Raw genomic sequence first — 21,468 nt, 5'->3', positions numbered from 1 at the left:
GTATGTATTAGGACAGTGTGTTGCAGTACATCTTGCCAATTCCGTGCTGGGCGTATTATTCGCCCTACGGGGCCGGCAGCGAATGAGAGGGAGCCTGTATGACCCTTCCCAAACACATCTCGTGCGATGCCGTCATGAATTCCATTGCCGACGGCGTGTTTACCGTTGATCTGGATTGGAACATCACCTTTTTCAACCGCGCGGCGGAGCGCATCACCGGGGTATCGACCCTGGAAGCCATGGGCCGCAAGTGCTGGGAAGTATTCCACTCCAGCATTTGCGACGGTGCATGCGCCATTCGCGAATGCCTGGAGACGGAACGCAGCCTGTGCAATAAATCCATATACATTGTGAAGCCGGACGGCTCCAAGCTCTCGGTATCCATCAGTGCTGCACCGCTGCGCGACGCCACCGGGCAGGTGGTGGGCGGCGTGGAGACTTTTCGGGACATCACGGCCATTCAGCTCATGCGCCAGAAGCTGGAGGGCCGCTACACCCTGGATGACATTGTCACCAAGTCCCAGGCACTGATACGCATTCTGCAAATCCTGCCCCAGATTGCCGAAAGCGAGGCCTCGGTGCTGCTGCTGGGAGAATCCGGCACGGGCAAGGAGCTTTTCGCCAGGGCCATCCACAATCTTTCCGCACGCAAGCAGGGGCCGTTCGTGGCCGTGAACTGCGGGGCGCTGCCGGAAAATCTCCTGGAATCCGAGCTGTTCGGCTACAAGGCCGGCGCATTCACCGACGCCAAGACCGACAAACCCGGCCGCTTTCAGCTGGCTGGCACAGGCACCATCTTTCTGGATGAAATCGGGGATATGCCCCTGCAACTGCAGGTGAAGATCCTGCGGGTGCTGCAGGAGCGCAGCTTCGAGCCCCTGGGCTCCACCAAAAGCCTGCGCACGGAAGCGCGCGTTATCGCCGCCACAAACAAGGAACTGCAACGCATGGTGGACACGGGACGCTTTCGTGACGATCTGTTCTACCGCCTGAATGTGGTGCAGATACGCCTGCCGTCCCTGGCCGAGCGCCCTGAAGACATCCCGTTGCTGATCTCCCACTTCGTCAACCGCAACAATTGCATCAAGGGGATGGACATCCATGGCGTGTCAGAAGATGTCTATCAGCTGTTGATGCGCCATCGCTTCCCAGGCAACGTGCGTGAGCTGGAGAACATCATCGAATATGCATTCATCCTGTGCCGCAAAGGGTACATCCAGGTGGACCACCTCCCGGAATACCTGCTGCCGCCAGATTCGCACCACTTTTCCCTCAAGCCGGATGGAAAGTTGAAATCCATTAAATATCAGGCAGCTATGGAAGCATTGCAACGCAACGGCGGCAAGAAAATGGCCACCTGCCGGGAGCTTGGCATCTCAAAAGACACCCTGCGGCGCATCCTGCGCACTGGTGCTGACGCATAACTCGCCCACTACTTTTGCAACATGGCGCGTTTTGCGCCCAATTCGTGCGCCGTCTCCACCTGGAACGGCGCTTTTTTCTGCGGGCTTCCGCATTCTCCCTTGCTTGCCGGGCTGCTGGTACGCCGTGTGCTCTGCCGCAATCAAGGCCATCAACCTGCCGCAGCGGGAACAGCAAGCGTTCAAGGAGTAGATCATGCCCCAAAGCGATGCCTGGGATTTTGAAACAGGCGCGCGCAGTCTGTGCGATTTGCACGCCTGCGCCCGTGATTACAATTGGCTGGAGGAACCGTACTTCTCCCCGGATGGGGAGCGTGTGGCCATGGCTGCCGTCTCCGATGATGGCGCCACGGCGTGCGTCAACGGGCAAGCCTGGGAAAACGTGTTCGAGAAACTCTGGATGCCCAGGTTCCTCCCCGACGGCCGACTCATGGCCTTTGTCCAGACTGACGGTGAATGGACAGCGGCTGTGGACGACGCCCCCTGGGAAAACACCTTCGCCTTTGTGTGGAATCCCATGTGGAGCCAGGACGGCAGCCGTCTGGCCATCTGCATCCAGCAGGACGGCGAATACGGCATCGCCGTGGACGACGCCCCCTGGGAAACCCTGTATGAAAACGCCAACCAGTTTGTTCTGAGTCGCGACGGCGCACACAGCGCTGCCGTGGTGCAGACCATCTCCCTGGGGCAGGCGGACATCGAAGGCTACCAGAAAGGCGTCTTCTCCGTGGCGGTGGACGGCGAGCCCTGGGGCTCGAATTTCGTCAACTGCTGGGGCCCGGCCTTCGACGCCGCCGGCGAGCGCGTGGCCGCAGCGGCCCGGTTCTCGCTGTATGACTATGGCATCATAGAAGAAGGTCGCCCCTGGACCACCACGTATCAGTGTGTGTGGGAACCGTTCTTCGATCCCAACACCGGCGAAGTGCTGGCCCCGGTGCGCACCGGCGGCAAGTGGGGGCTGGCGCATCGTGGCGGCTTCCGCTGGGAGCCCACCTTCCATCAGCTCTGGCAGCCCGCCTATTCCCGTGACGGCCGCACCCTGGCCGCCATTGTGGCGCCGAAATTCGGCGAATTCACCGTGGCGGTGAACGGCACGCCCTGGAACCAGACGTGGCCCGTGGTGACGGATCTGGTGCTCAGCCCCACTGGCCGGGCAGCCTGTCTGGCCAACGAGAGCAACACCCGCTTCCGCGTGGTGGTGGACGGCACGGCCTGGACTGGCCGCTACGACATGGCCTGGCCGCCGGTGTTTTCGCCGGATGGCAAGCGCGTGGCCGCGGCGGTGGAAAAGCACGGCCGCCAGACCATCGTCCTGGACGACAAAGTGTACAAGGAATGGTTCGACAAGGTCTGGCCTCCGGTCTTTGACCCCAGCGGGGAAAAAGTGCTCATCCGGGCGGTTTCCGGCGGCGCATGCCTGCGCATCGTGGATCACATTTCGTCCTTCAAAGCGTAGGGCACGGTCCAAGGGAGGATTCCATGGAACAGTTGTATGCATTGGCTGTCGGCCCCCTGGCATGGGCGGCGGCGGCGATTTTTGTATTCGGCTCCCTGTACCGTCTTGTCCGCATGTACAATCTGGCCAAGGAAAAAGACGGGCAGGCCCTGGCGTACATGAGCTGGAAGTTCGGTCTGCGGTCCCTGGCGCACTGGTTCACGCCCTTCGGCTCGCTGGGGTGGAAAGAAAACCCGTTGGAAACCATCGCCACCTTTGTCTTCCACATCGGGCTCATTCTGCTGCCGCTGGTGGTGCTGGGCCATGTGGTGCTGGTGGAACAGTTCCACGGCTTCTCGTGGTGGTCGCCACCAGAAATGGTGACGGACATCGTGGCCATGGTGGTGGTGGTGTGCTGCGCGTTTTTCGCCCTGCGCCGGCTCATGAAGCCGGAGGTGCGGTTTGTCACCAGCGGGCAGGACTGGCTGGTGCTCATCATCGCGTGCCTGCCGTTCCTCACCGGCGTGCTGGCGTATCATCACGTGGGGCCGAATCTGGTCATGACCACGCTGCACATCCTGTCCGGCGAGCTGATGCTCGTCGCCATCCCGTTCACCAGGCTCTCGCACATGCTCTTTGGGCTCTTCAGCCGGGCGTACACGGGCAGCGAATTCGGCGGCGTTCGTCACGCCAACGACTGGTAATATAAGGAGTTCAGACAATGAGCACCATTGCCGACAGGCTCATAGACGACGCCGGGATCCAACGCGGGCTCAACCGCCTGGAGCAATCCCGCATCCGCTCCATCATCAAGGGTGTGCTGGCCAGCGAAACCGGGGCGCGCCTGAAGACCTACGCCGAAACCTGCATGCGCTGCGGCTTGTGCGCCAAGGCCTGCCATTACTATATGTCGCACGATGGCGACCCCAGCTACTCCCCCGTGGGCAAGGTCCGTCAGACCATGTGGGAGATCCTCAAGGCCGACGGCGACGTCAGCAAACAGCAACTGCAGCAGTTCGCGCAGATCGCCTATACGGAATGCAACCTGTGCCGCCGCTGCATGCATTACTGCCCCTTGGGCATCGATACGGCATACATCATCAGCGTGGTGCGCCGCATCTGTCACAAGCTGGGCGTAACCCCGCAGTACATCCAGGATACCGCCCACTCCCACGCCGCCACCCTGAACCAGATGTGGGTCAAGGATGACGAGTGGATCGACTCCCTGATGTGGCAGGAGGACGAAGCCCGGGAAGAATTCCCCACGCTGCGCATCCCCCTGGAAAAGGAAGGCGCGGACTTCATGTACTCCGTCATTGCGCCGGAGCCCAAGTTCCGCACCCAGCTCATCTACCAGGCCGCGGCCATCTTCAATGCCGCCGGTCTGGACTGGACCATGCCCGCCACCCCAGGCTGGGACAACTCCAACATGGCCATGTTCAGCGGCGATGCCGAAGTCATGTCCCGTGTGGAACGCGCCCATTACGAAACCGCGCAGCGCCTGCGGGTCAAGCGCATTGTCATGGGTGAATGCGGACACGCCTTCCGCGCCGTGTGCGACGTGGCCAACCGCTGGCTGGGCTGGAAAGTGCCTCCCGTGCCAGTGGTGCACTCCGTGGAATTCTTCTGGGACCTGCTGGAAAGCGGCAAGATCCGCATGGCCAGCAAGCATCCCGGCACCGTGACCATCCACGACCCCTGCAACATCATCCGCGGCCGTGGCCTCATGGACAAGCTGCGCGATGTGGTCCACCACATTTGCGAAGACGTGGTGGAAATGACCCCCAACCGCGAACACAACTACTGCTGCTGCGCCGGCGGCGGCGTCATCAACTGCGGCCCGCCATTCAAGAAGGTCCGCGTCATCGGCAACAAGATCAAAGCCGAGCAGCTCAAGGCCACGGGCGTGCACACGCTCATTGCCCCCTGTCACAACTGCCATGGCGGCCTGGAAGACATCATCAAGCACTTTGAGCTTGACATGCACATCTACTTCCTGGGCGACATCATCTACAAGCACATGGAACGGCCGGCCGATGCCGGGGGAGGGGAATAGCCATGCGTCGCACCACATCCCCGTTGCTGTTGTTCCTGCTGGGTCTGAGCCTGCTGGTCTGGGTGTTGCCGGCGTTTTCGCAGTCCGACATGGTGGTCGTGAACCGCGATCCCTTCCCCAAGGCCCAGCGGCCGGCGGCCAAGTTCGAGCATGACGCCCACAACGAAAAGGCCAAGCTCGAAGACTGCGGCGCCTGCCACCACGGCGAGACCGACGGCAAGATGGACCCTGCCAACACCTCCGAAGGCACCCCCTGCGCCGACTGCCACGCCGCCAACCCCGCCGCGGACCCCAAGCTGCAGCACAAAACGCCCCTGCGCCGCGCCTACCACCTGCAGTGCGTGGGCTGCCATGAAAAAACAGGCAAGGGTCCCCTCGCCTGCGGCCAGTGCCACGCCCCAACCGCCCAGGAGTAACGGAGTACGCCATGCCCAAGAAGATCATGGTCGTCGATGACGACCCGGCCATCGTGGAGTTCCTGACCTCCCTGTTCAAGGACAACGGCTACGAAACCTGCTCCGCCTCCGACGGCAGCCTGGCCCTTGAGGTGCTGGAGCGCGAAAAGCCGGATCTCCTCACCCTGGATCTGGAAATGCCCGAGGAATGGGGGCCACGGTTCTACCGCAAGTTCTCCCAGAAGCCGGAGTTCAAGGAACTGCCGGTCATCGTCATCAGCGGGCTCTCCGGCATCCACCTGGCCATCCGCAAGGCTGTGGCCACGGTGAACAAGCCCTTCGATCCCAAGCAGGTGCTTGAAATCGTCAAAAACACCATCGGCAGCTAGTGCAATGTCTCCGAAACAGGGTGATGTTTCCATCATCCTGTTTCGGGGAGAACCGTCCGCAACAATACGTGGTTCTGGCGGACTCACGGAGCAAGGGTGAGGCAGGGGAGCATGCGCGTATGCCTGGCGACATATGGGGACAGAATGGCCTCGTTGCTGGAAAACGCCTCGGAGTTGCGGTTCTATGAATCACGCGCCGGGGAACTGGACTCCCGCGGGTTCATTCCCATGCCCAGGGGAGGCCCCAGCGCCCTGGCGGAAACCCTCCACGCCGCGGGCATCCGGTCCCTGGTCTGCGGGGCGGTGGCGGAAAGCTATGCCGAACACCTGCAGCGCGCCGGGATCCGGCTCTCGCCATGGATCGCCGGCAACGTGGACCACGTGCTGGAAGCCTGGCTTGCCAACACGCTGGAAAAACTAACCATGCCGGGACGGCGACGGAAGTAGCCCCCACAAGGGCACACATGCCAATGCATTCGGGGGAAGTCATCCAGAACAGATGGCTTCCCCCGATCACATTGCGAGCGAGAAAACCTTTTTGCAAAAGGTTTTCCCCCGAGAAGTCCCTTCAACGATACCTTGCCCTAATCGTCGAAGTCGCCTTCAGGGCCCTTGTCGGACTCGATGGTCTTGGCCCTGGCGCGGATCTTGTCCTCGGTCCACTCTGCCGGATCCTCAATGACGCCCACCTTGGGGCCGAGATCGTAGGAATTGGCAGCCAGAATGGCGTCGATGGCCAGGGGTGCGGTGTCCTTGGCGTTGAACACGTCCACCAGGAGCTCTTCCACAAAGCCGGCCACGGCCTCGGCCATGCGGTCGCGCACGTCCTTGGGCAGGCCCAGCATGCGGCACTCGAAGGGCAGGTTCAGCTTTTTGTAGTCCCCGGCGCTCAGACCCTTGGCATCGGCGTAGGCCACCAGTTCGGTCCACAGATCCTCGGTCACACCCTTGCCGGGTTCCTTGATCAGGCGCTTGGCTTCGTCCAGCACGGCGTTGCCGTACTCATTCACCTGCACGCCCCAGGAGAGCATCTGCAGGGCCGTGGCCACGTTGGCCTTGGTGGTGGCCGTCTTGGCGGCGATTTCCCGCAGCTTGGCCGAGCTGTTGCCCGAGGTGCCGTGCTGCGCGCCGGAGAGCTTGTACGGGGCCAGGGCGGCATGGATTTCCGCCGTCAGCTCCACCTGAATGCCGGCTTCCGAGGCCTCGATGCCGTGGGTGGTGCCGTTGTTCAGGGCGATCCAATCCGGATGAATGCCGTGAGCGTTCAGCCCCTGGATCAAAAAGAGCGCTTCCTGCGGGGTGGAGAGGCCGGCTTTGCCTTTGATCTCGCCAACTTCTGTTTCGTAGCCAGCCCAGGTGGGCACGTAATCCTTCAGGAGGATGTTGGCCAGGAGGTTTTCGTCATCGGGCAGGTGGGAGGCGTCGATGGCGATGGAGGTGACGCCGGCTTCGAACAGCGTGGGGATCTCCACCTTGGCCTTTTCCAGATCGGCCGGGTTCTTGATGCCATAATGGTCCGTGTGCACGGCCACGGGCACGGTGATGCCCAGTTCGTTGCACATGGCGTCCACCTGACGGGCCAGGTTCCACATGGTGGTGGCGCAGTACTGGGCGGCGCCGCCTTCGCTCTTGGCGATTTCCAGAATCACCGCGGCGTTGGCGCGTTGGGCGGCCAGGAGCGTGCCGCGGATGACAAAGTGGCTGCGCCCGTTGGCGGCAATGGTCATGGCGTGGCCCTTGGCGAGCATGGCCCGGTCCACAACTTTGCCGCTGACAAGAAGCGCGCGGGAATGGGGGAACAGCGCCTGCACGTTGGGCGGGCGGCCCACTTTCAGGGCGGTGTCGAACTGCGGATGCGGCGGCTGACCAAAAGCGGGCATGAGGCCGTCCTCCTTGCGGGGATAGAGTGGCTGGATATGATGGCGTGTTGTTGACGGAACAACACCATAAGCATACCCCCATCCGCGCAGAACGGCAATGCCCGGCAACACCGCCGTACAGGCAAACCCTGCGCGGGCAAACCCTACGCGGGCAAACCCAGGGTTGTGCCTTGACCGTCTCCCGCCCCACAACGTACACCATGGCAAACTCCCCTTCCAACAGTCCAGCCCCCCCGGCGAGCGTTGCATGACGATCAAGTCCCGTCTCATCCTGCTGCTTTCCACCGTGCTGGTGGCGGCCTTTGCGGCCACCAGTCTGGTCAACTACGCCGTCTCCCGCTCCGCGGCGCTCAAGGAGCTCACCACGTCGGCCCTGCCCTTGACACGGGACACCATCTATTCGGAAATCCTGAAAAGTCTGATGCAGCCCCTGCACGTCTCCTCCCTCATGGCCAACGACAACTTTTTGAAGGAATGGACACAGCGCGGCGAGCAGGACGAAGGCCAGGTGCAGCGCTTTCTGGATGGCATCCACAAAAAATACGGCTACTTCAGCACATTTTTCGTCTCGGCGAAAACGTCGCGCTATTATCACTACAACGGCGTGCTGAAGACCGTTTCCAAGGAAGATGCCCACGACGTCTGGTACTACACCTTCGCCAACTCGGGCATGGAATACGACCTGGACGTGGACGCCAACCAAGCCGCCAACAACACCCTGACCATCTTCATCAACTTCCGGGTCCAGGACACCGCCGGCCGCCTGCTGGGCGTGACCGGCGTGGGTCTGGAGCTGAAGGCTGTGGCAGACATCATCCGCACCACCCAGGCCACGTACCTGCGCCGCATCTATCTGGTGGACCCCCGGGGCGTGATCCAGGCCCACATGGATACCAGTCTGGTGGAGCAGGTGAACATCCACGACCAACCCGGCATCGGCAAGGTGGCGCGGATGATCCTCGACGCCGGCAAGGACCATGTGGACCTGAGCTACGAAAACGAGGACGGCGTCACCCAGCTCACGTCCCGTTACATCCCGGAACTCAACTGGTTTCTCATTGTCGAACAGAACGAGCGCGATGTGCTGGGCGCCGCCCGCAAAAACCTCATGACCACCCTGGGCGTGGGCGCGGCAGCGTCCCTCATCATCATCGTCATCGTGGTCCTGGCCGTGAACTACTTCCAGGGCCGGCTGGAATTCCTCGCCATGCACGACGAGCTCACCGGCTGCCTGAACCGCCGCTCCCTGGATCACTTCTTCCAGCGCGCCGTCTCCCGCCACGGCAGGCAGGGACGCGACTTTGCCGCCGTGGCCATGGACGTGGACCGCTTCAAGGAAATCAACGACAAATTCGGCCACCTCACCGGGGACGAAGCCCTCAAGGCCGTGGCCAACATCGTCCGCGCCAACATCCGCCCCATGGACGCCCTGTTCCGCTTTGGCGGGGACGAATTCCTGCTGCTGGCCGAATGCACGGCCGGGGAAGCCGCCGCCCTGGTGGAACGGCTGCAGCACTCCCTGCACACGCGTTCCTCCAGCCTGCCCTGTGGCCCCCTGCGCGTGAGTTGCGGAGTGGCCATGTATGCCCCCGGCATGACCCTGGACACCCTGCTGGCCCAGGCAGACGCCGCCATGTACGCCGAAAAGGAACAGGGCAAAAACGCCTGCTGACATGCTCCAGACTGTTTGTTGTTTAAAACGCCCCTTGCCCGGAACCGCGGACAGGGGGCGTTTTAAACTGATTCCCTCTTGTTTCGTAGCCTTTTATGCTCTAAGTTGAGACAACTGTCACCATGCCATCTGGGACGGGCAGCCGTTCAACATCCTGTCACACCTTTCCCGTAAGAAAGGCAGTGCCGGGAACGTGTGCGGCGTGCCCTCCTCCATCCACCCTCAACCCCAGGATGCTGCAATGTTCAACCATCTGAAAATGCGCAACAAGATTTTGCTGCCGGTCAGCCTGGCGGCCATCCTCGTCTTGCTGGCCATCCTGCTGGTGGTACGAATGCAGATTCAGGAGCAATCCACGGCCGACACCCGGCAGTTGGCCCATGAAATCAGCGCACGGTACGCCAATCTGGTCAAAAGCGACCTGGATGCCGCCATCGCCGCCGGCAAGGCCCTGGCCGCCGGCGTGACCAACGAACGCGCCCGCCCCCAGCCGGACCGCACCGTGGTGGCCAGCCTGCTGCATCGCACGCTGGAGAGCTTCCCGACCATCTTCGGCGCCTGGACCGCCTGGGACCCCAACGCCTTCGACGGCCGCGACGCCGAGTTCATCAAGGCCAATGCCCTGCATGAGGAATCCGGCCGCTTCCTGCCCTATGTCATCCGCGGCACCCAGGGCCTTGAGGAGACCTTCGCCACCCCCGTGCTCGCCACCAGCCGCGATCCCGGCGAAAAATGGTACTGGACCCCCCTGCAGACGGGCAAACTCTTCCTCACCGAACCCACGGTGTACGAGGTGGCAGGCCAGGATCGCATGATGATCAGCGTGTGCGTGCCCATGCTCCAGCAGGGCAAGGGCGTGACCGGGGTGGACCTGAGCCTGGAAAACCTCCAGGCCATGGCTGCACGCATTTCCATTTTCGAGACTGGCTACGGCATGCTGCTCTCCAATACCGGCATGATCGTGGCCCACCCTGACAAGAGCTTCATCGGCAAAAATGCCAAGGATTTCGTCCCTGCGGAACACAAGGCAGGCTTCGAAAAGGCCCTGGCCCAGGGTGCCGCCTTCCAATACGACCAGCTGTCGGCAGTCGCCAACCAATCCATGCTGTACAGCATCACCCCCATCACCCTGGAAGGGGCAGAGGGAGCCTGGAGCTTTCTGATCACCCTGCCCCAGGCCAGGATGCTGGAAAGCGTCCATGCCACGCAACGCCTGCTGCTGCTGCTGAGCCTGGGCGGGCTGGCGCTGCTGATGGTGCTGGTTTTCGGCGTGACGCGGCTCATCGTCACCCCCGTGAACCGCATCATGCGTGCGGCCCAGGCCGTGGCCGCCGGCGATCTGGACCGGCCCATCGACATCCACCAGCGCGATGAAATCGGCGTGCTGGCCGATGCCTTGCGGGAGATGGTGGAATCCCTCAAATCCAAAATCGCCATGGCCAACGCCAAGACCATGGAAGCGGAAGAACACGCCGCCACGGCCCAGACCGCCATGAGCCAGGCCGAGGCAGCCCTTGCCACTGCCGAACAGGCCCGGCGCGAAGGCATGCTGGCCGCCGCAGCCCGCCTGGAAGGCGCTGCCACGGTCATCCACTCCGCCTCCGGGGAACTGGCCGGTCAGGTGGGGGAATCCAGCCGGGGCACCGAGGAACAGGCCCGCCGCCTGGGCGAAACCGCCACGGCCATGGAAGAAATGAACGCCACCGTGCTGGAGGTGGCCCGCAATGCCGGGCAGGCCGCGGACACCGTGGACCACGCCAAGCGCGAAGCCACCGCCGGCGCCCAGGTGGTGGCCCAGGTGGTGCAAAGCATTGAACAGGTGCTGGCCCAGGCCAAGGGGCTGACCCGCGACATGCACGCCCTGGGCAAGCAGGCCGAGGAAATCAGTCAGGTGATGGTGGTGATTAACGACATTGCCGACCAGACCAACCTGCTGGCCCTGAACGCCGCCATCGAAGCCGCCAGAGCCGGCGACGCCGGCCGAGGCTTTGCCGTGGTGGCTGACGAGGTGCGCAAGCTCGCCGAAAAAACCATGCACGCCACCAGGGAAGTCGGCGCCGCCATTGCCGCCATCCAGCAGGGAGCCAACACCAATATCGCCAACTTCGACGCCGCCTCCCGGCTCATCGACGAGGCCACCACCAAGGCCGGCCGCTCCGGCAGCGCCCTGGAGCAGATCGTCAGTCTGGTAGATGCCGCCACGGATCAGGTGCGCTCCATCGCCGCCGCCGCCGAGGAACAGTCCGCCGCCAGCGACGAGATCACCAGGAACATCGACGACATCAACCGCATCTCCTCCATCGTGGCCCAGGCCATGCGCCAGTCCTCCGGGGTCGTGGACCAGCTGGCCGAGCAGGCCCAGGTGCTGCGCAGCCTCATTCACAGTCTCCAGGCCGAAGGGGACGGCAAGACGCGCTAGGGCAAGGTATCTTTGAAAGGAGTTCTCGGGGGAAAACCTTTCTCAAGAAAGGTTCTTCCCCCGAACCCCCTTTCCAAAGACTTTTATTGTGATTCAAGGTCACTATCAAAGTTTTGGAAGGGGAGAGCGCGAGAGGGGAGAACCTGTTGCAAAAGGTTTCCCCTCTCGCAACGTCCTTTTTCAAAATAAAAATGCCCTCACTGCATCCCGAAAGAACAGCCTGCCAGGAATATCAGAACACCCCGAGCAGCAGGCCAGGGCGGTACGGGTCCACGGACCACGCCAGCTCCGCCTGCCGGTACGCGGAGGTTGCCATCTTACGCAGGTACGACGCCGGCGCGGACGAGGATCCCAACGCCAGGGGCGCAGCGGCAGAGGCCGCGCTGTTGTCCTGACGCGATGTCCCGGCCAGGGCCTGCCGCATGGCGAACGCCGCGCTTGCGGCCTGATCGGCCTGCGTTTCCAGACCGTTCAGGGCATCCAGGGCTGTCTGCGTGGCGTCACGGGTCGTGGGGGACCCGTCGAACAGCGAGATTTGCAGCTTGCCCAGCTTGAGACGGAAGGACGTGCCGGCAGTGTCCGGGGTGACAGTGTCCGGGGTGACAGTGTCCGGGGTGGCGGAACGCCCGTTCTCCTGCGCAGCGTTTTTGGAGGGAACCTCCTGAACACGCGCGGCGGGGGCAGGGCGCGAAACGGTCATCAGTTGCTGCTGATAGGCGGCCAGTCCTGCGCGGACGGCGGAAGCGGCGTCTACCATGCCTTTCCTCCTTGGCTCCGGGCTGCATCCCGATATCCTGCATGCGACGGACGCAGACAGGATTAACCTTTCTTTACAGTAGGCATTTCCGGGGTCAAACGCAAGCCGCCCTTGCCAAACTTTGCGTTGTGCCATTATATGTTCCCATTCTCTCGCCAGGAGCCCCCATGCAGCAGACGCCTTGCACCATCGTCAAAAAAGAGCGGCTGATTCCTGGGCAGACGAGCAAGCTGGTCATCTCGTGCCCCCACATCGCCAAGAAGGCGCAACCCGGCAACTTCGTCATCCTGCGCGTCAGCGCACAAGGCGAACGCATTCCCCTGACCATTGCCGACGCCGACCCCGAGGCCGGGACCATCACCATGGTCTATCTGGTTATGGGCAAAAGCACGGCCCACCTGGAGACCCTGGAGGAAGGCGACGCCCTGCACGACCTCTGCGGCCCCCTGGGCCAGGCCACGCACATTGAACAGGTGGGCACCGTGATCTGCGTGGGTGGCGGCACCGGCATCGCGGCCATGCACCACATCGCCAAGGGCCACCAACGCGCCGGCAACCACACCGTGGCCATCATCGGCGCACGCAGCAAGAACCTGCTACTCTTTGAACACGAGCTGAAAAGTTTTTGCGATGAAGTGCTCATCGCCACGGACGACGGCTCCTACGGCCACAAGGGCTTCGTCACCCAGGTGCTGGAAGAACGGCTCAAGACCGACAAGACCGTGAAGGAAGTCGTGGCCATCGGCCCGGTGCCCATGATGGAAGCCGTGTCCAAAACCACCAAACCATTCGGCGTAAAGACCACCGTGAGCCTGAACTCCATCATGGTGGACGGCATCGGCATGTGCGGCGCCTGCCGCGTGAGCGTGGGCGGGCAGGTGAAGTTCGCCTGCGTGGACGGCCCGGAATTCGACGGCCATCAGGTGGATTTCGGCGAGCTCCGCCAGCGGCTTGCGGCCTTCAAACCCCAGGAAGCCCTCTCCTTTGAGGCATTCAAAGAGCGCCATGGCAAGTAGCGAGTCCTCCCCCAAGAAAGGCAAGTCCCCCACTCCGCGCGTGCCCATGCCTACGCAGGAGCCCCTGGCGCGCATCAAAAACTTTGCCGAGGTGGCCCTGGGCTATGCAGAAGACCAGGCGCTCATCGAAGCCTCGCGCTGCATCCAATGCAAAAAGCCCCTGTGCGTGCAAGGCTGCCCCGTGGAAGTGCCCATCCGGGACTTCATCGCCCACCTGCAAAAGAACGACGTGCAGAAGGCGTACGAAGTCATCAAGTCCACCAACAGCCTGCCTGCAGTCTGCGGCCGCGTCTGCCCGCAGGAAACGCAGTGCGAAGGCAACTGCATCCTGGGCAAGAAGGGCGAGCCCGTGGCCATCGGCCGTCTGGAACGCTATGTGGCAGACACGTACATGGCCCTCTCCGCCTGCGATCAGATTACCGGCAAGCCCGAGTGTCCCCTGATCAATGAGGATCTGAAGGTGGCCTGCATCGGTTCCGGCCCCTCCAGCCTCACGGCCGCCGGCTACCTGGCTGCCCGCGGCATCAAGGTGACGGTGTTCGAGGCCCTGCACGAGGTGGGCGGAGTGCTCATTTACGGCATCCCCGAGTTCCGCCTGCCCAAGGGCATTGTGGCGGCGGAGGTGGCAGCCCTCAAGGAGCAGCAGGTGGATCTGCTGCCCAACTGGGTGGGCGGCAAGACCTTCACCATCAAGGAATTGTTCGACGAAGGCTACAAGGCCGTGTTCATCGGCGTGGGGGCGGGCCTGCCCAAGTTCCTGGGCATCCCCGGTGAAAACCTCATCGGCGTGTTCTCGGCCAATGAGTACCTGACCCGCGCCAACCTCGGCCGCGCCTACGACTTCCCCCACTGGGACACCCCCACCTTCCCCGGCCGCCGCGTGGCCGTGCTGGGCGGGGGCAACGTGGCCATGGACGCCGCACGCACCGCCCTGCGCCTGGGCGCGGAAGAAGTGCGCATCGTCTACCGCCGCACCCAGGGCGAAATGCCCGCCCGCCACGAAGAGCTGGAACATGCGGTGGAAGAAGGCGTGATCCTGGAAATCCTCTCCGCCCCCGTGGAATTCAAGGGCGATTCCCAGGGCCGGCTGACATCCATGGTCATCCAGAAAATGGAACTGGGCGAACCCGATGCCTCGGGCCGACGCTCCCCGGTGCCCATCGAGGGCGCGTTCCAGGAGCTCGCCTGCGACATGGCCGTCATCGCCGTGGGCGCGGGACCCAACCCCATCCTGCTGGACTCCACCCCCGAGCTCAAGCGCACCCGCCGCGGCTACATCGACGCCAACCAGGACACCGGCGAAACGAGCATGCCCATGGTCTTTGCCGGGGGCGACATCGTCACCGGCGCAGCCACGGTCATCTCGGCCATGGGAGCCGGCCGCCGGGCTGCCAAGGAAATCGCCCGCCGGCTCCTGGGCGAAGACGCCGCCTGAGGCGACAACACCCATCAGCGCGCAGGGGGAAGCCATTCCAGAGAGCGGCATCCCCCTGCCCTGTGCTCCCTTCCATCTTTCGACGCGCCATGCAGGATCATCGCCATGCCTTCCCATGACCTCCTCATCATCGGCGGCGGGCCCGCTGGCCATGTGGCCGCCAGGGACGCCGCAGCCCGGGGCCTGTCTGTGGCCCTGGCCGAACGGCATCTGCTGGGCGGCACCTGTCTGAACGTGGGCTGCATCCCCACCAAGGTCCTGCTGGGAGCCACCAATGCCGTGGCGGAACTGAAAGCCCAGCAGAAACGCAGGCTGTGCAGCGGCGAGATTTCTTTTGATCTCAAGGCCCTGATGCAGCGCAAGGACCGTCTGGTGGCCGGCTCCCGGCAGGCCGTGGAAAAGGAACTGGCCGGCCTGGGCGTCACGCTCTTCACGGGCGCCGCGAGCTTTACCGGACCAACATCCGCCCTGATCCGGACTGCTGACGGCGACACGCCCGTGGACTTCCGCCACGCCATCCTGGCCACAGGCACACGGCCGGCAGACTTCCCCGGCCTGACCGCCGACGGCTGCCGCGTGCTGGACTCCGACGCCCTGCTCTCCCTGCAGACCGTCCCGCAATCCATCCTCATCCTGGGCGGCGGCGCCATCGGCCTGGAGCTTGGCGAATGGCTCTCGCGGCTGGGCACAGCCATCATCATGGTGGAAGCCGCGGATCGTCTGGCCCCCTTCGAGGATCCAGAAGTCAGCGCCCAGCTCAAAACCGCCCTGAGCCGCGACGGCTGGAAGATCCATCTTGGCAAAAAAGCCGTTTCCTTGCAGACTGTTGGCGACATTGCCCGCTGCGAGTTGGAGGACGGCACGGTGCTGGAGGCCGATCTGGCCCTCACCGCCCTGGGCCGTCGCCCCAACACCGACGGCATCGGGCTGGAGGCAGCCCGCATCGCCACCGATGGCCGGGGCTTCGTCCAGATCGACGACCACCTGCGCGCCTCGGCCACGGTATATGCCGTGGGCGACGTCAACGGCCGCGCCCTGTGGGCCCACGCCGCCATGCACCAGGCCCGCCATGCCGTGCGCAGCATACTGGCGGCGTCCTCCGCGCCGTACCCGTTCCCGAGCATGCCGGGTTGCATCTATGGCACCCATGAGGTGATGCGCGTGGGTGCGTCGGCCCGGGAACTCGCCGCAGCCGGCAGGCCGGTGTCCATCTCCCGCTCGCTCCTGGCGGCCAACCCCCTGGCCCAGGCCCATGGCGCCTCTGCCGGACTGGTCAAATGCGTGTGGGACGGCGAACAACTGGCCGGCGTAACCGCGATGGGCTGGAATGTGTCCCATCTGGTGACCCTGGCCCAGGCCCTGATAACGCAGCAAACAACCCGCAACGAGTTGGACTCGTTAATCTTTGCCCATCCGACACTGGATGAGAGCCTGGAGGCCGCCCTGATGCATGCCCCGCGAGAAAGATTTGGCGAGGCATGAAGAGCGCTTGAAATATCCGGGGGATTTGCTACAGGTTTAAGTCGTGGGCGATGAGAGATGACCAAAGATTAATGCAGGCCCCCTTTCCTGCACCCTGTCGTCTTCCATGCGCGTAGCAGTTCAGGCGAGTTGGGCGGTTCTTTCTTTTTTTTCCTTCGGATGGTTTACAAAATTTTAGGAACTCGTGTAAGACAGTTCTCATGCAGTGACGAGTGGAGAACCCTCTGCAGCCAGGGGCTGCCGGGGGGGTATGGGGAAACCATCCGCCAACAGTTTTGTGGAGGTACGGGTTATGATGCGTAGAAAGGGTTCTTTCCTTAGCATGTTGCTGATGGTCGCCTGTGTGCTCGCCATCGCCATGCCGGCTGAGGCGAAGTGGAAGAAAGTCCCCAAAGTGGACAACTTCATTTTCTTCCAGGACCATTCCGGGTCCATGGCCATGCACATGAAGAAAATCAAGGGCGACACCAAGATCGTCATGTCCAAGCAGGTCATGACGGCCATGAACGACGCCATTCCTGAACTGGGCTACAACGCCGGTCTGGTGACCTTCGCGCCTTTCAAGGAATACGTGAAGATGGGCGGCTACGACAAGTCCGCCATGAGCGCCGGCATCGATAAGATCAAGACCGAATACCCCATCTTCCAGCGCCTGACCCCCATGGGCCCCGGCCTGATGGAACTGCGCCCGGTGCTTGACACCTTGTCTGGCAAAACCGCCATCTTCCTGCTGTCCGACGGCGTCCACAACAAGGGCATCGACCCTGTTGCCGAAGCCACGGCCATCTACAACACCTACCCCAACGTGTGCTTCCACGTGGTTTCCTTCGCGGATACCGAATACGGCAAGTCCGTGCTGGAAGCCATTGCCGCCCTGAACGACTGCTCCTGCGGCGTGGTTGACGGCGCCCAGCTGCGCACCGACGCCACCGCCATGGAAAACTTCATCAAGTGCGCCCTGTACGACTTGGTGAACGTGTGCGACGGCGAAGTGATCATGTTCCGCTCCATCCAGTTCGATTTCGACAAGTCGAACATCAAGAAGGAAATGATGCCCGTCCTGGATGAAGCCGCTTCCCTCATCAAGGAAAACGACTGCAGCTACGAAGTTGCCGGCCACACCTGCAACATCGGCACCGAAAAGTACAACCAGGGCCTGTCCGAACGCCGCGCCGCCTCCGTGGTGAAGTACCTCACCGGCAAGGGCGTGGACGCTTCCAAGCTCCGCGCTGTGGGTTACGGCGAACTGCAGCCCAAGCATGACAACAAGACCCGCGAAGGCCGCCGCCTGAACCGTCGCGTGGAAATCCGCGTGCTGCCTCAGTAGGTTATACTGATCTGAACGCAGACACACAGTCTCATCTCGGCGGCGCGTCTAGACGCGCCGCCGTTTTTTTATGTATACTCCCGCCCAACGCAGCCCTGCCATGTGCGGCCGGGCCGACGCCCGGAACGTGCCACCGCCCGTTCTGATCTCTTTGGCCTCGCAGGCATGCAGCCGTCCTTATTCCGGGGCATACAACTGCGGCACCCTGTTCAGTTTTTTACCGCGTCACCGCATGGGATACGCCATGTCTCACAAGCCATCCCGTCCATCGTTCCCTGTATTGCTCGCAACTCTCTGTGTTGCCTGCACACTGCTTGCCACCAGCCCGGCCGGGGCTGCCCAGGCCCCTCGCGCGCGCAGCCTCACCCTGCCGGAAGGCACCGTGACCAAGTGGACCATCGCCGTGCAACCATCCCTGCAGGCCATCCCCTTCAGCTGCGAACTCGCCATGCCTGGCCCCTGGCTGCCCCGTTTCGCCATGGTGATGCAGCCAATACCGCTCGCCGATGCCAGCATGCTCCAGGCGCAGCAGTATCTGCCCTTGCCTGCAGCGCCCTCCTATACCCCCACCCAGGCAGAGCGATGGATTGCCGACGCCCTGAAACGCACCAGGCGCAGACTGGCCCAGGAAGAAGAACGCCTGCTTGCCGCAAAGAAAAAGGAAGAGGAGGCCGAGAAGGCCCGCGCCAATGCGGCGTACGTCCCGCCAACCTCGCCGCCGACGGCCGGCTCTCCTCCGGCCATGCCCCTGAGCACCGGCACACTGCTGCAGGCTCCCGTGACCCAGGCCCCTGCCACGACCGCAACCGGAGCCAGGCAACCCGCGGCCTCCGTCACCGCGGGCACACTGCTGCAGGCTCCCGTGACCAAAACGCCCGACGCGAAGCCAGCCGAAACCAAGGCCCCCGCAACCGCGGCAGCGCCTGCGCCTGCCTCCCCTCAGGCAGCCATTGCCAAGAATCTCGCGGCCCAGATTCCGACACCGCCCGCCGCTCCGGCCAAGCCGTCCGGTCCGGCCGGGACCATGCATGCCGGTTCCCTGCTGGGGGCAACCGTCAACAAGACGCCCGAAGCCAAAGCCTCAAAGGCTGCCGCCGCACCGCAGGCGCCCGCACAACAGCCGGCCAAGGCTCCCGGCAAGGAAGTGGCCGCCCTGACGCCACCGCCGTCTCCCACTGCCCCGGCGACCCCGCCGAAGAGCATTGTGCCCAAGGCTGCCACGTCCCGAAACACCACGCAGGATCCGACCGTCCTCGCCACACCCGAGGGCAAGCACGCCCACGATTCCTTCCGCCAGTTCTGCTCGCAGTTCGTCCAGAAGGTGGGCTCCAGTTACGACAAGGGCACCATCACCAACATCAAGGTGGAAAAGCGCGACGGCAAATACGTGGCGCGCTACGTGAATCTGGACCAAAACTCCGTGCATCTGCTGGTCAAAACCTCTGGATACGACCACACCCCCTTTGTGGGCGTGCTGCAGTATTCCGAGCAGTTGTTCGAGGCTGAAGGCGACACCGCCCAGGCGGCAAAAGCAGGGGCGTTCAAGATGATCAACAGCGTCACCGTGCGGGAGCTCTTCCGCTATGCCAACAAAAAGTGGCAGTTCTAAGGGGTTGCTTTTTGAATCCTATTCTCATTAATTTGTCGCCATGTCCTGTCACTGCCTTGACGCAGCCTGCGGCATTGGCTAGAAAACATGAATGATGGCCCGGCCTTTGGCACCCTGCCTGGCCGGGCATCGGTTTCACCCAGTATTACCTTAAGGAGCAAGCCACACATGAGCTGCCACCCCTACGAAGAAGAAAATTGCTATTGCGACGAAGGCGCCCGCATTGGCGCCCCCGTCTACCCGTTCAGCCTGGACGCCTACGATCCCAAGGAAGGCTTTTTCGCCACGGTCAGCCTGGACGCCCTGAAAGAACAGAAGAAGTGGTGCGTGCTGTTCTTCTACCCGGCGGACTTCACCTTCGTCTGCCCCACGGAACTGGCCGACCTGGCCACCAAGCACGACGCCCTGACCCGCATGGGCTGCGAGGTGATTTCCGTTTCCACGGACACCAAATTCGCGCATCTGGCCTGGCGGCAGTCCGAAACCATGCTCGCGGACGTGACCTTCAAGATGGCTGCTGATCCCACGGGCGAAATCTCCCGGTATTTCGGCGTCTACGATGAAGAAACCGGCCTGGCCCTGCGCGGCACCTTCATCATCAACCCCGAAGGCGTGCTGGTAAGCAGCGAGATCAACTTCTACAACGTCGGCCGCAATGCCGAGGAGCTGGTCCGCAAGATGGAAGCCAACATCTACTTGCTGGACCACCCCGCCGAGGCCTGCCCGGCCAAGTGGGTGCCCGGCGCCAAGACCCTCACCCCCTCCGAAAAGCTGGTGGGCAAGGTGGGCGAGGCCCTGAAATAGCCTGACGGCGTGTTCAGCGTGCGCACCGCCAAGGCCGGGGGGAAGTCTTCTCCCCGGCCTTTCTCTTTTATTTCAAGGAACTGTCACCAAACACACCTCGGCCCTTGACGATGCTTTCCACAGGCTGATAGGAGTTGCAAACCCGCCAAGGGCAAACTTCACAAGGGCAAACCGCCGCGCGGCCCAGATGCCGCCATGTTCACCGTGCCTGCCTCTTCTTTCAACGAACTTTGGGACCTGCTGCCCGAGGACCTTGCCGCGCAGCTCGCGTTTGTGCTTGCCTCGGGAGGCCTGGGACTGTTTCTCGCGGGTCTGGCCGGCACGGTACTGCTCATGGTGCTGCTCTTCAAGCGCCGGTGGCTGTTGACGCTGGCCCGGCGTCGGTGGCTGGCGCGGCAGGAGCGCCTGCGCGCCCGGGGTCGCAGTCGGCGGGAGGCCCTGCTGCTGGCCCGGCAGCGTCGCAATCTTAACGAACTGGCCGCCCTGGCCAGGGAGCAGCTGCACCGCCGGCGGGACTCCCTTTCCCTGGGCTTGTACCATCAGACGCAGGAATGCATCCGCCATGCTGTCCGCACCCTGCAGTTCGACCGGCTGCACGCCTTGTACGAGCTGCTGCACGATGCAGAGGCAGACCATTCCCGCGTGCTCCAGGCTTTTTTCCAGCAGGAGGCGCAATCGTGATGCAGGACACCAACCCAGACACCACCCCGGACGCCACCCCGGACGCCACCCCGGACGCTGGGCAGGCCGCCACCCCAGATACTGGGCGCGACACTGGGCGCGACAACATCGGCGGGTACATCGCCCGCATCATCTACACCCTGAAGACGGAATCCGCCGCGTGGAAGAAGACCCACCTGCCGGAACTGGACAAGCTGCGGCACGATCGCGCCCTGGCCGAGCTGCAGCTCAAGCACCGGTTGGCGCAGCTGGACATCCGCCTGCAGGAGGAATGCACGCGCATCCGCATGGAAGAGGAGCGCCAGACGGCGCAGTTTCAGGAATTCCTGGACAGCATCGACGAGATGAAGGCCAACATGCTGACGTCCTACGCGTCCATGCCCAAGCCCATTGCCCTGATGATCCATCACCATGCCGCAGAGCTGCTCAAGGAAGCCTGGTTCAGCCAGGACACCCGCGAACGCCTGCGCAACCAGACGCGGTTCACCGCCCTCATGCTGACCATCACCGAGGACCTCTCCCAGCTGCAGGCAGACACGCCGCACAGCGCCTTGCCGGAAAAGACCCTGGCCTTCATCCGGGAGCACACCGCGTGCCTGCCGGAAGCCGGCTAAGGCATGTTGTGTCTGAACAGAGTTCTCGGGGGAAAACCTTTCTGAAGAAAGGTTCTTCCCCCGAACCCCCTTTCCA

19 protein-coding genes are annotated in these 21,468 nt (G+C 63.0%); 17 read left to right on the top strand and 2 right to left on the bottom strand.

The genetic code is table 11. The annotated features are described in order from the left end of the window. Window positions 1-98: 98 nt before the first annotated feature. The 7 genes from DGI_RS07955 (at window position 99) to DGI_RS07925 (ending at window position 6,143) form a co-directional block, all read left to right on the top strand. The gene (locus tag DGI_RS07955) at window positions 99-1,424 is read left to right on the top strand and encodes a sigma-54 interaction domain-containing protein (protein ID WP_021760379.1); all 1,326 of its coding nucleotides are present in this window, start codon (window positions 99-101) and stop codon (window positions 1,422-1,424) included. Between the two features lie 193 nt (window positions 1,425-1,617). Further along, on the top strand, window positions 1,618-2,877 hold the full coding sequence (gene tmcD, locus DGI_RS07950) for an electron transfer complex subunit TmcD (protein WP_021760378.1): 1,260 nt from the start codon (window positions 1,618-1,620) through the stop codon (window positions 2,875-2,877). A 23-nt stretch (window positions 2,878-2,900) separates the two neighbouring features. Then, on the top strand, window positions 2,901-3,560 hold the full coding sequence (gene tmcC / locus DGI_RS07945) for a TmcC family electron transfer complex membrane anchor subunit (RefSeq protein WP_021760377.1): 660 nt from the start codon (window positions 2,901-2,903) through the stop codon (window positions 3,558-3,560). Window positions 3,561-3,577: 17 nt separating this feature from the next. After that, window positions 3,578-4,912 (top strand): electron transfer complex ferredoxin TmcB, encoded by a 1,335-nt coding sequence (gene tmcB, locus DGI_RS07940; RefSeq protein WP_021760376.1) that lies wholly within the window; start codon window positions 3,578-3,580, stop codon window positions 4,910-4,912. 2 nt (window positions 4,913-4,914) lie between these two features. Beyond that, the gene (tmcA, locus tag DGI_RS07935; protein ID WP_021760375.1) at window positions 4,915-5,328 is read left to right on the top strand and encodes an acidic tetraheme cytochrome c3 TmcA; all 414 of its coding nucleotides are present in this window, start codon (window positions 4,915-4,917) and stop codon (window positions 5,326-5,328) included. Window positions 5,329-5,339: 11 nt separating this feature from the next. Then, window positions 5,340-5,696 carry a DVU0259 family response regulator domain-containing protein gene (gene divK, locus DGI_RS07930; RefSeq protein ID WP_021760374.1) on the top strand — a complete coding sequence of 119 codons (357 nt, stop codon included), beginning with the start codon at window positions 5,340-5,342 and terminating at the stop codon, window positions 5,694-5,696. A 111-nt stretch (window positions 5,697-5,807) separates the two neighbouring features. Continuing rightward, window positions 5,808-6,143, top strand: coding sequence for a NifB/NifX family molybdenum-iron cluster-binding protein (locus tag DGI_RS07925; RefSeq protein WP_021760373.1), 336 nt, complete (start codon window positions 5,808-5,810; stop codon window positions 6,141-6,143). Between the two features lie 137 nt (window positions 6,144-6,280). On the opposite strand, the gene DGI_RS07920 is transcribed toward DGI_RS07925, so the two are convergent. After that, the gene (locus DGI_RS07920) at window positions 6,281-7,576 is read right to left on the bottom strand and encodes a class II fructose-bisphosphate aldolase (RefSeq protein ID WP_021760372.1); all 1,296 of its coding nucleotides are present in this window, start codon (window positions 7,574-7,576) and stop codon (window positions 6,281-6,283) included. A 247-nt stretch (window positions 7,577-7,823) separates the two neighbouring features. On the opposite strand from DGI_RS07920, the gene DGI_RS07915 reads away from it, so the two are divergent. Together DGI_RS07915 and DGI_RS07910 are read left to right on the top strand one after the other, a co-directional pair. Next, window positions 7,824-9,248: a sensor domain-containing diguanylate cyclase gene (locus DGI_RS07915; RefSeq protein ID WP_021760371.1), complete on the top strand. Its 1,425-nt coding sequence runs from the start codon at window positions 7,824-7,826 to the stop codon at window positions 9,246-9,248. Window positions 9,249-9,489: 241 nt separating this feature from the next. Then, the gene (locus DGI_RS07910) at window positions 9,490-11,667 is read left to right on the top strand and encodes a methyl-accepting chemotaxis protein (RefSeq protein WP_021760370.1); all 2,178 of its coding nucleotides are present in this window, start codon (window positions 9,490-9,492) and stop codon (window positions 11,665-11,667) included. A gap of 232 nt (window positions 11,668-11,899) precedes the next feature. Here DGI_RS07910 and DGI_RS07905 read toward each other — a convergent pair whose 3' ends face one another. Then, a complete protein-coding gene (locus DGI_RS07905) occupies window positions 11,900-12,424 on the bottom strand; it encodes a hypothetical protein (RefSeq protein WP_027193074.1) in 525 nt (174 codons plus the stop codon). 167 nt (window positions 12,425-12,591) lie between these two features. Between DGI_RS07905 and DGI_RS07900 the strand changes: the two genes are divergently transcribed. The 8 genes from DGI_RS07900 to DGI_RS07865 all read left to right on the top strand — a co-directional run bounded on the left by DGI_RS07900 (window position 12,592) and on the right by DGI_RS07865 (window position 21,392). Beyond that, window positions 12,592-13,440: a sulfide/dihydroorotate dehydrogenase-like FAD/NAD-binding protein gene (locus tag DGI_RS07900; RefSeq protein WP_021760368.1), complete on the top strand. Its 849-nt coding sequence runs from the start codon at window positions 12,592-12,594 to the stop codon at window positions 13,438-13,440. Then, a complete protein-coding gene (gene gltA, locus DGI_RS07895) occupies window positions 13,430-14,875 on the top strand; it encodes an NADPH-dependent glutamate synthase (protein WP_021760367.1) in 1,446 nt (481 codons plus the stop codon). Before DGI_RS07900 ends, gltA begins: the two co-directional genes overlap by 11 nt. Before the next feature lie 105 nt (window positions 14,876-14,980). Beyond that, window positions 14,981-16,357 (top strand): dihydrolipoyl dehydrogenase family protein, encoded by a 1,377-nt coding sequence (locus DGI_RS07890; protein WP_021760366.1) that lies wholly within the window; start codon window positions 14,981-14,983, stop codon window positions 16,355-16,357. Between the two features lie 322 nt (window positions 16,358-16,679). Continuing rightward, window positions 16,680-17,684, top strand: a complete 1,005-nt coding sequence (locus tag DGI_RS07885; RefSeq protein WP_051286475.1) for an OmpA family protein — start codon at window positions 16,680-16,682, stop codon at window positions 17,682-17,684. Between the two features lie 382 nt (window positions 17,685-18,066). After that, window positions 18,067-19,293, top strand: coding sequence for a hypothetical protein (locus DGI_RS07880; protein WP_027193072.1), 1,227 nt, complete (start codon window positions 18,067-18,069; stop codon window positions 19,291-19,293). A gap of 168 nt (window positions 19,294-19,461) precedes the next feature. Beyond that, entirely contained in the window at window positions 19,462-20,097 is a 636-nt protein-coding gene (locus DGI_RS07875; protein ID WP_021760363.1) for a peroxiredoxin, read from the top strand. Window positions 20,098-20,292: 195 nt separating this feature from the next. Further along, window positions 20,293-20,778 carry a hypothetical protein gene (locus DGI_RS07870; protein ID WP_027193071.1) on the top strand — a complete coding sequence of 162 codons (486 nt, stop codon included), beginning with the start codon at window positions 20,293-20,295 and terminating at the stop codon, window positions 20,776-20,778. Then, window positions 20,778-21,392: a hypothetical protein gene (locus tag DGI_RS07865; RefSeq protein ID WP_235619936.1), complete on the top strand. Its 615-nt coding sequence runs from the start codon at window positions 20,778-20,780 to the stop codon at window positions 21,390-21,392. Before DGI_RS07870 ends, DGI_RS07865 begins: the two co-directional genes overlap by 1 nt. The last annotated feature ends 76 nt before the right edge of the window (window positions 21,393-21,468 follow it).

Source organism: Megalodesulfovibrio gigas DSM 1382 = ATCC 19364, assembly GCF_000468495.1.
In the GTDB taxonomy this organism is placed as follows: domain Bacteria; phylum Desulfobacterota; class Desulfovibrionia; order Desulfovibrionales; family Desulfovibrionaceae; genus Megalodesulfovibrio; species Megalodesulfovibrio gigas.
The sequence above is the reverse complement of the archived record's forward strand: the minus strand, read 5'-3'. Positions and strand labels throughout refer to the sequence as shown.

Bases quoted from the DNA above. Each gene is read 5' to 3' on its own strand.
- DGI_RS07955 (WP_021760379.1), top strand. From the start codon at position 99: ATGACCCTTCCCAAACACATCTCGTGCGATGCCGTCATGAATTCCATT.
- tmcD (WP_021760378.1), top strand. From the start codon at position 1,618: ATGCCCCAAAGCGATGCCTGGGATTTTGAAACAGGCGCGCGCAGTCTG.
- tmcC (WP_021760377.1), top strand. From the start codon at position 2,901: ATGGAACAGTTGTATGCATTGGCTGTCGGCCCCCTGGCATGGGCGGCG.
- tmcB (WP_021760376.1), top strand. From the start codon at position 3,578: ATGAGCACCATTGCCGACAGGCTCATAGACGACGCCGGGATCCAACGC.
- tmcA (WP_021760375.1), top strand. From the start codon at position 4,915: ATGCGTCGCACCACATCCCCGTTGCTGTTGTTCCTGCTGGGTCTGAGC.
- divK (WP_021760374.1), top strand. From the start codon at position 5,340: ATGCCCAAGAAGATCATGGTCGTCGATGACGACCCGGCCATCGTGGAG.
- DGI_RS07925 (WP_021760373.1), top strand. From the start codon at position 5,808: ATGCGCGTATGCCTGGCGACATATGGGGACAGAATGGCCTCGTTGCTG.
- DGI_RS07920 (WP_021760372.1), bottom strand. From the start codon at position 7,576: ATGCCCGCTTTTGGTCAGCCGCCGCATCCGCAGTTCGACACCGCCCTG.
- DGI_RS07915 (WP_021760371.1), top strand. From the start codon at position 7,824: ATGACGATCAAGTCCCGTCTCATCCTGCTGCTTTCCACCGTGCTGGTG.
- DGI_RS07910 (WP_021760370.1), top strand. From the start codon at position 9,490: ATGTTCAACCATCTGAAAATGCGCAACAAGATTTTGCTGCCGGTCAGC.
- DGI_RS07905 (WP_027193074.1), bottom strand. From the start codon at position 12,424: ATGGTAGACGCCGCTTCCGCCGTCCGCGCAGGACTGGCCGCCTATCAG.
- DGI_RS07900 (WP_021760368.1), top strand. From the start codon at position 12,592: ATGCAGCAGACGCCTTGCACCATCGTCAAAAAAGAGCGGCTGATTCCT.
- gltA (WP_021760367.1), top strand. From the start codon at position 13,430: ATGGCAAGTAGCGAGTCCTCCCCCAAGAAAGGCAAGTCCCCCACTCCG.
- DGI_RS07890 (WP_021760366.1), top strand. From the start codon at position 14,981: ATGCCTTCCCATGACCTCCTCATCATCGGCGGCGGGCCCGCTGGCCAT.
- DGI_RS07885 (WP_051286475.1), top strand. From the start codon at position 16,680: ATGTTGCTGATGGTCGCCTGTGTGCTCGCCATCGCCATGCCGGCTGAG.
- DGI_RS07875 (WP_021760363.1), top strand. From the start codon at position 19,462: ATGAGCTGCCACCCCTACGAAGAAGAAAATTGCTATTGCGACGAAGGC.
- DGI_RS07870 (WP_027193071.1), top strand. From the start codon at position 20,293: ATGTTCACCGTGCCTGCCTCTTCTTTCAACGAACTTTGGGACCTGCTG.
- DGI_RS07865 (WP_235619936.1), top strand. From the start codon at position 20,778: ATGCAGGACACCAACCCAGACACCACCCCGGACGCCACCCCGGACGCC.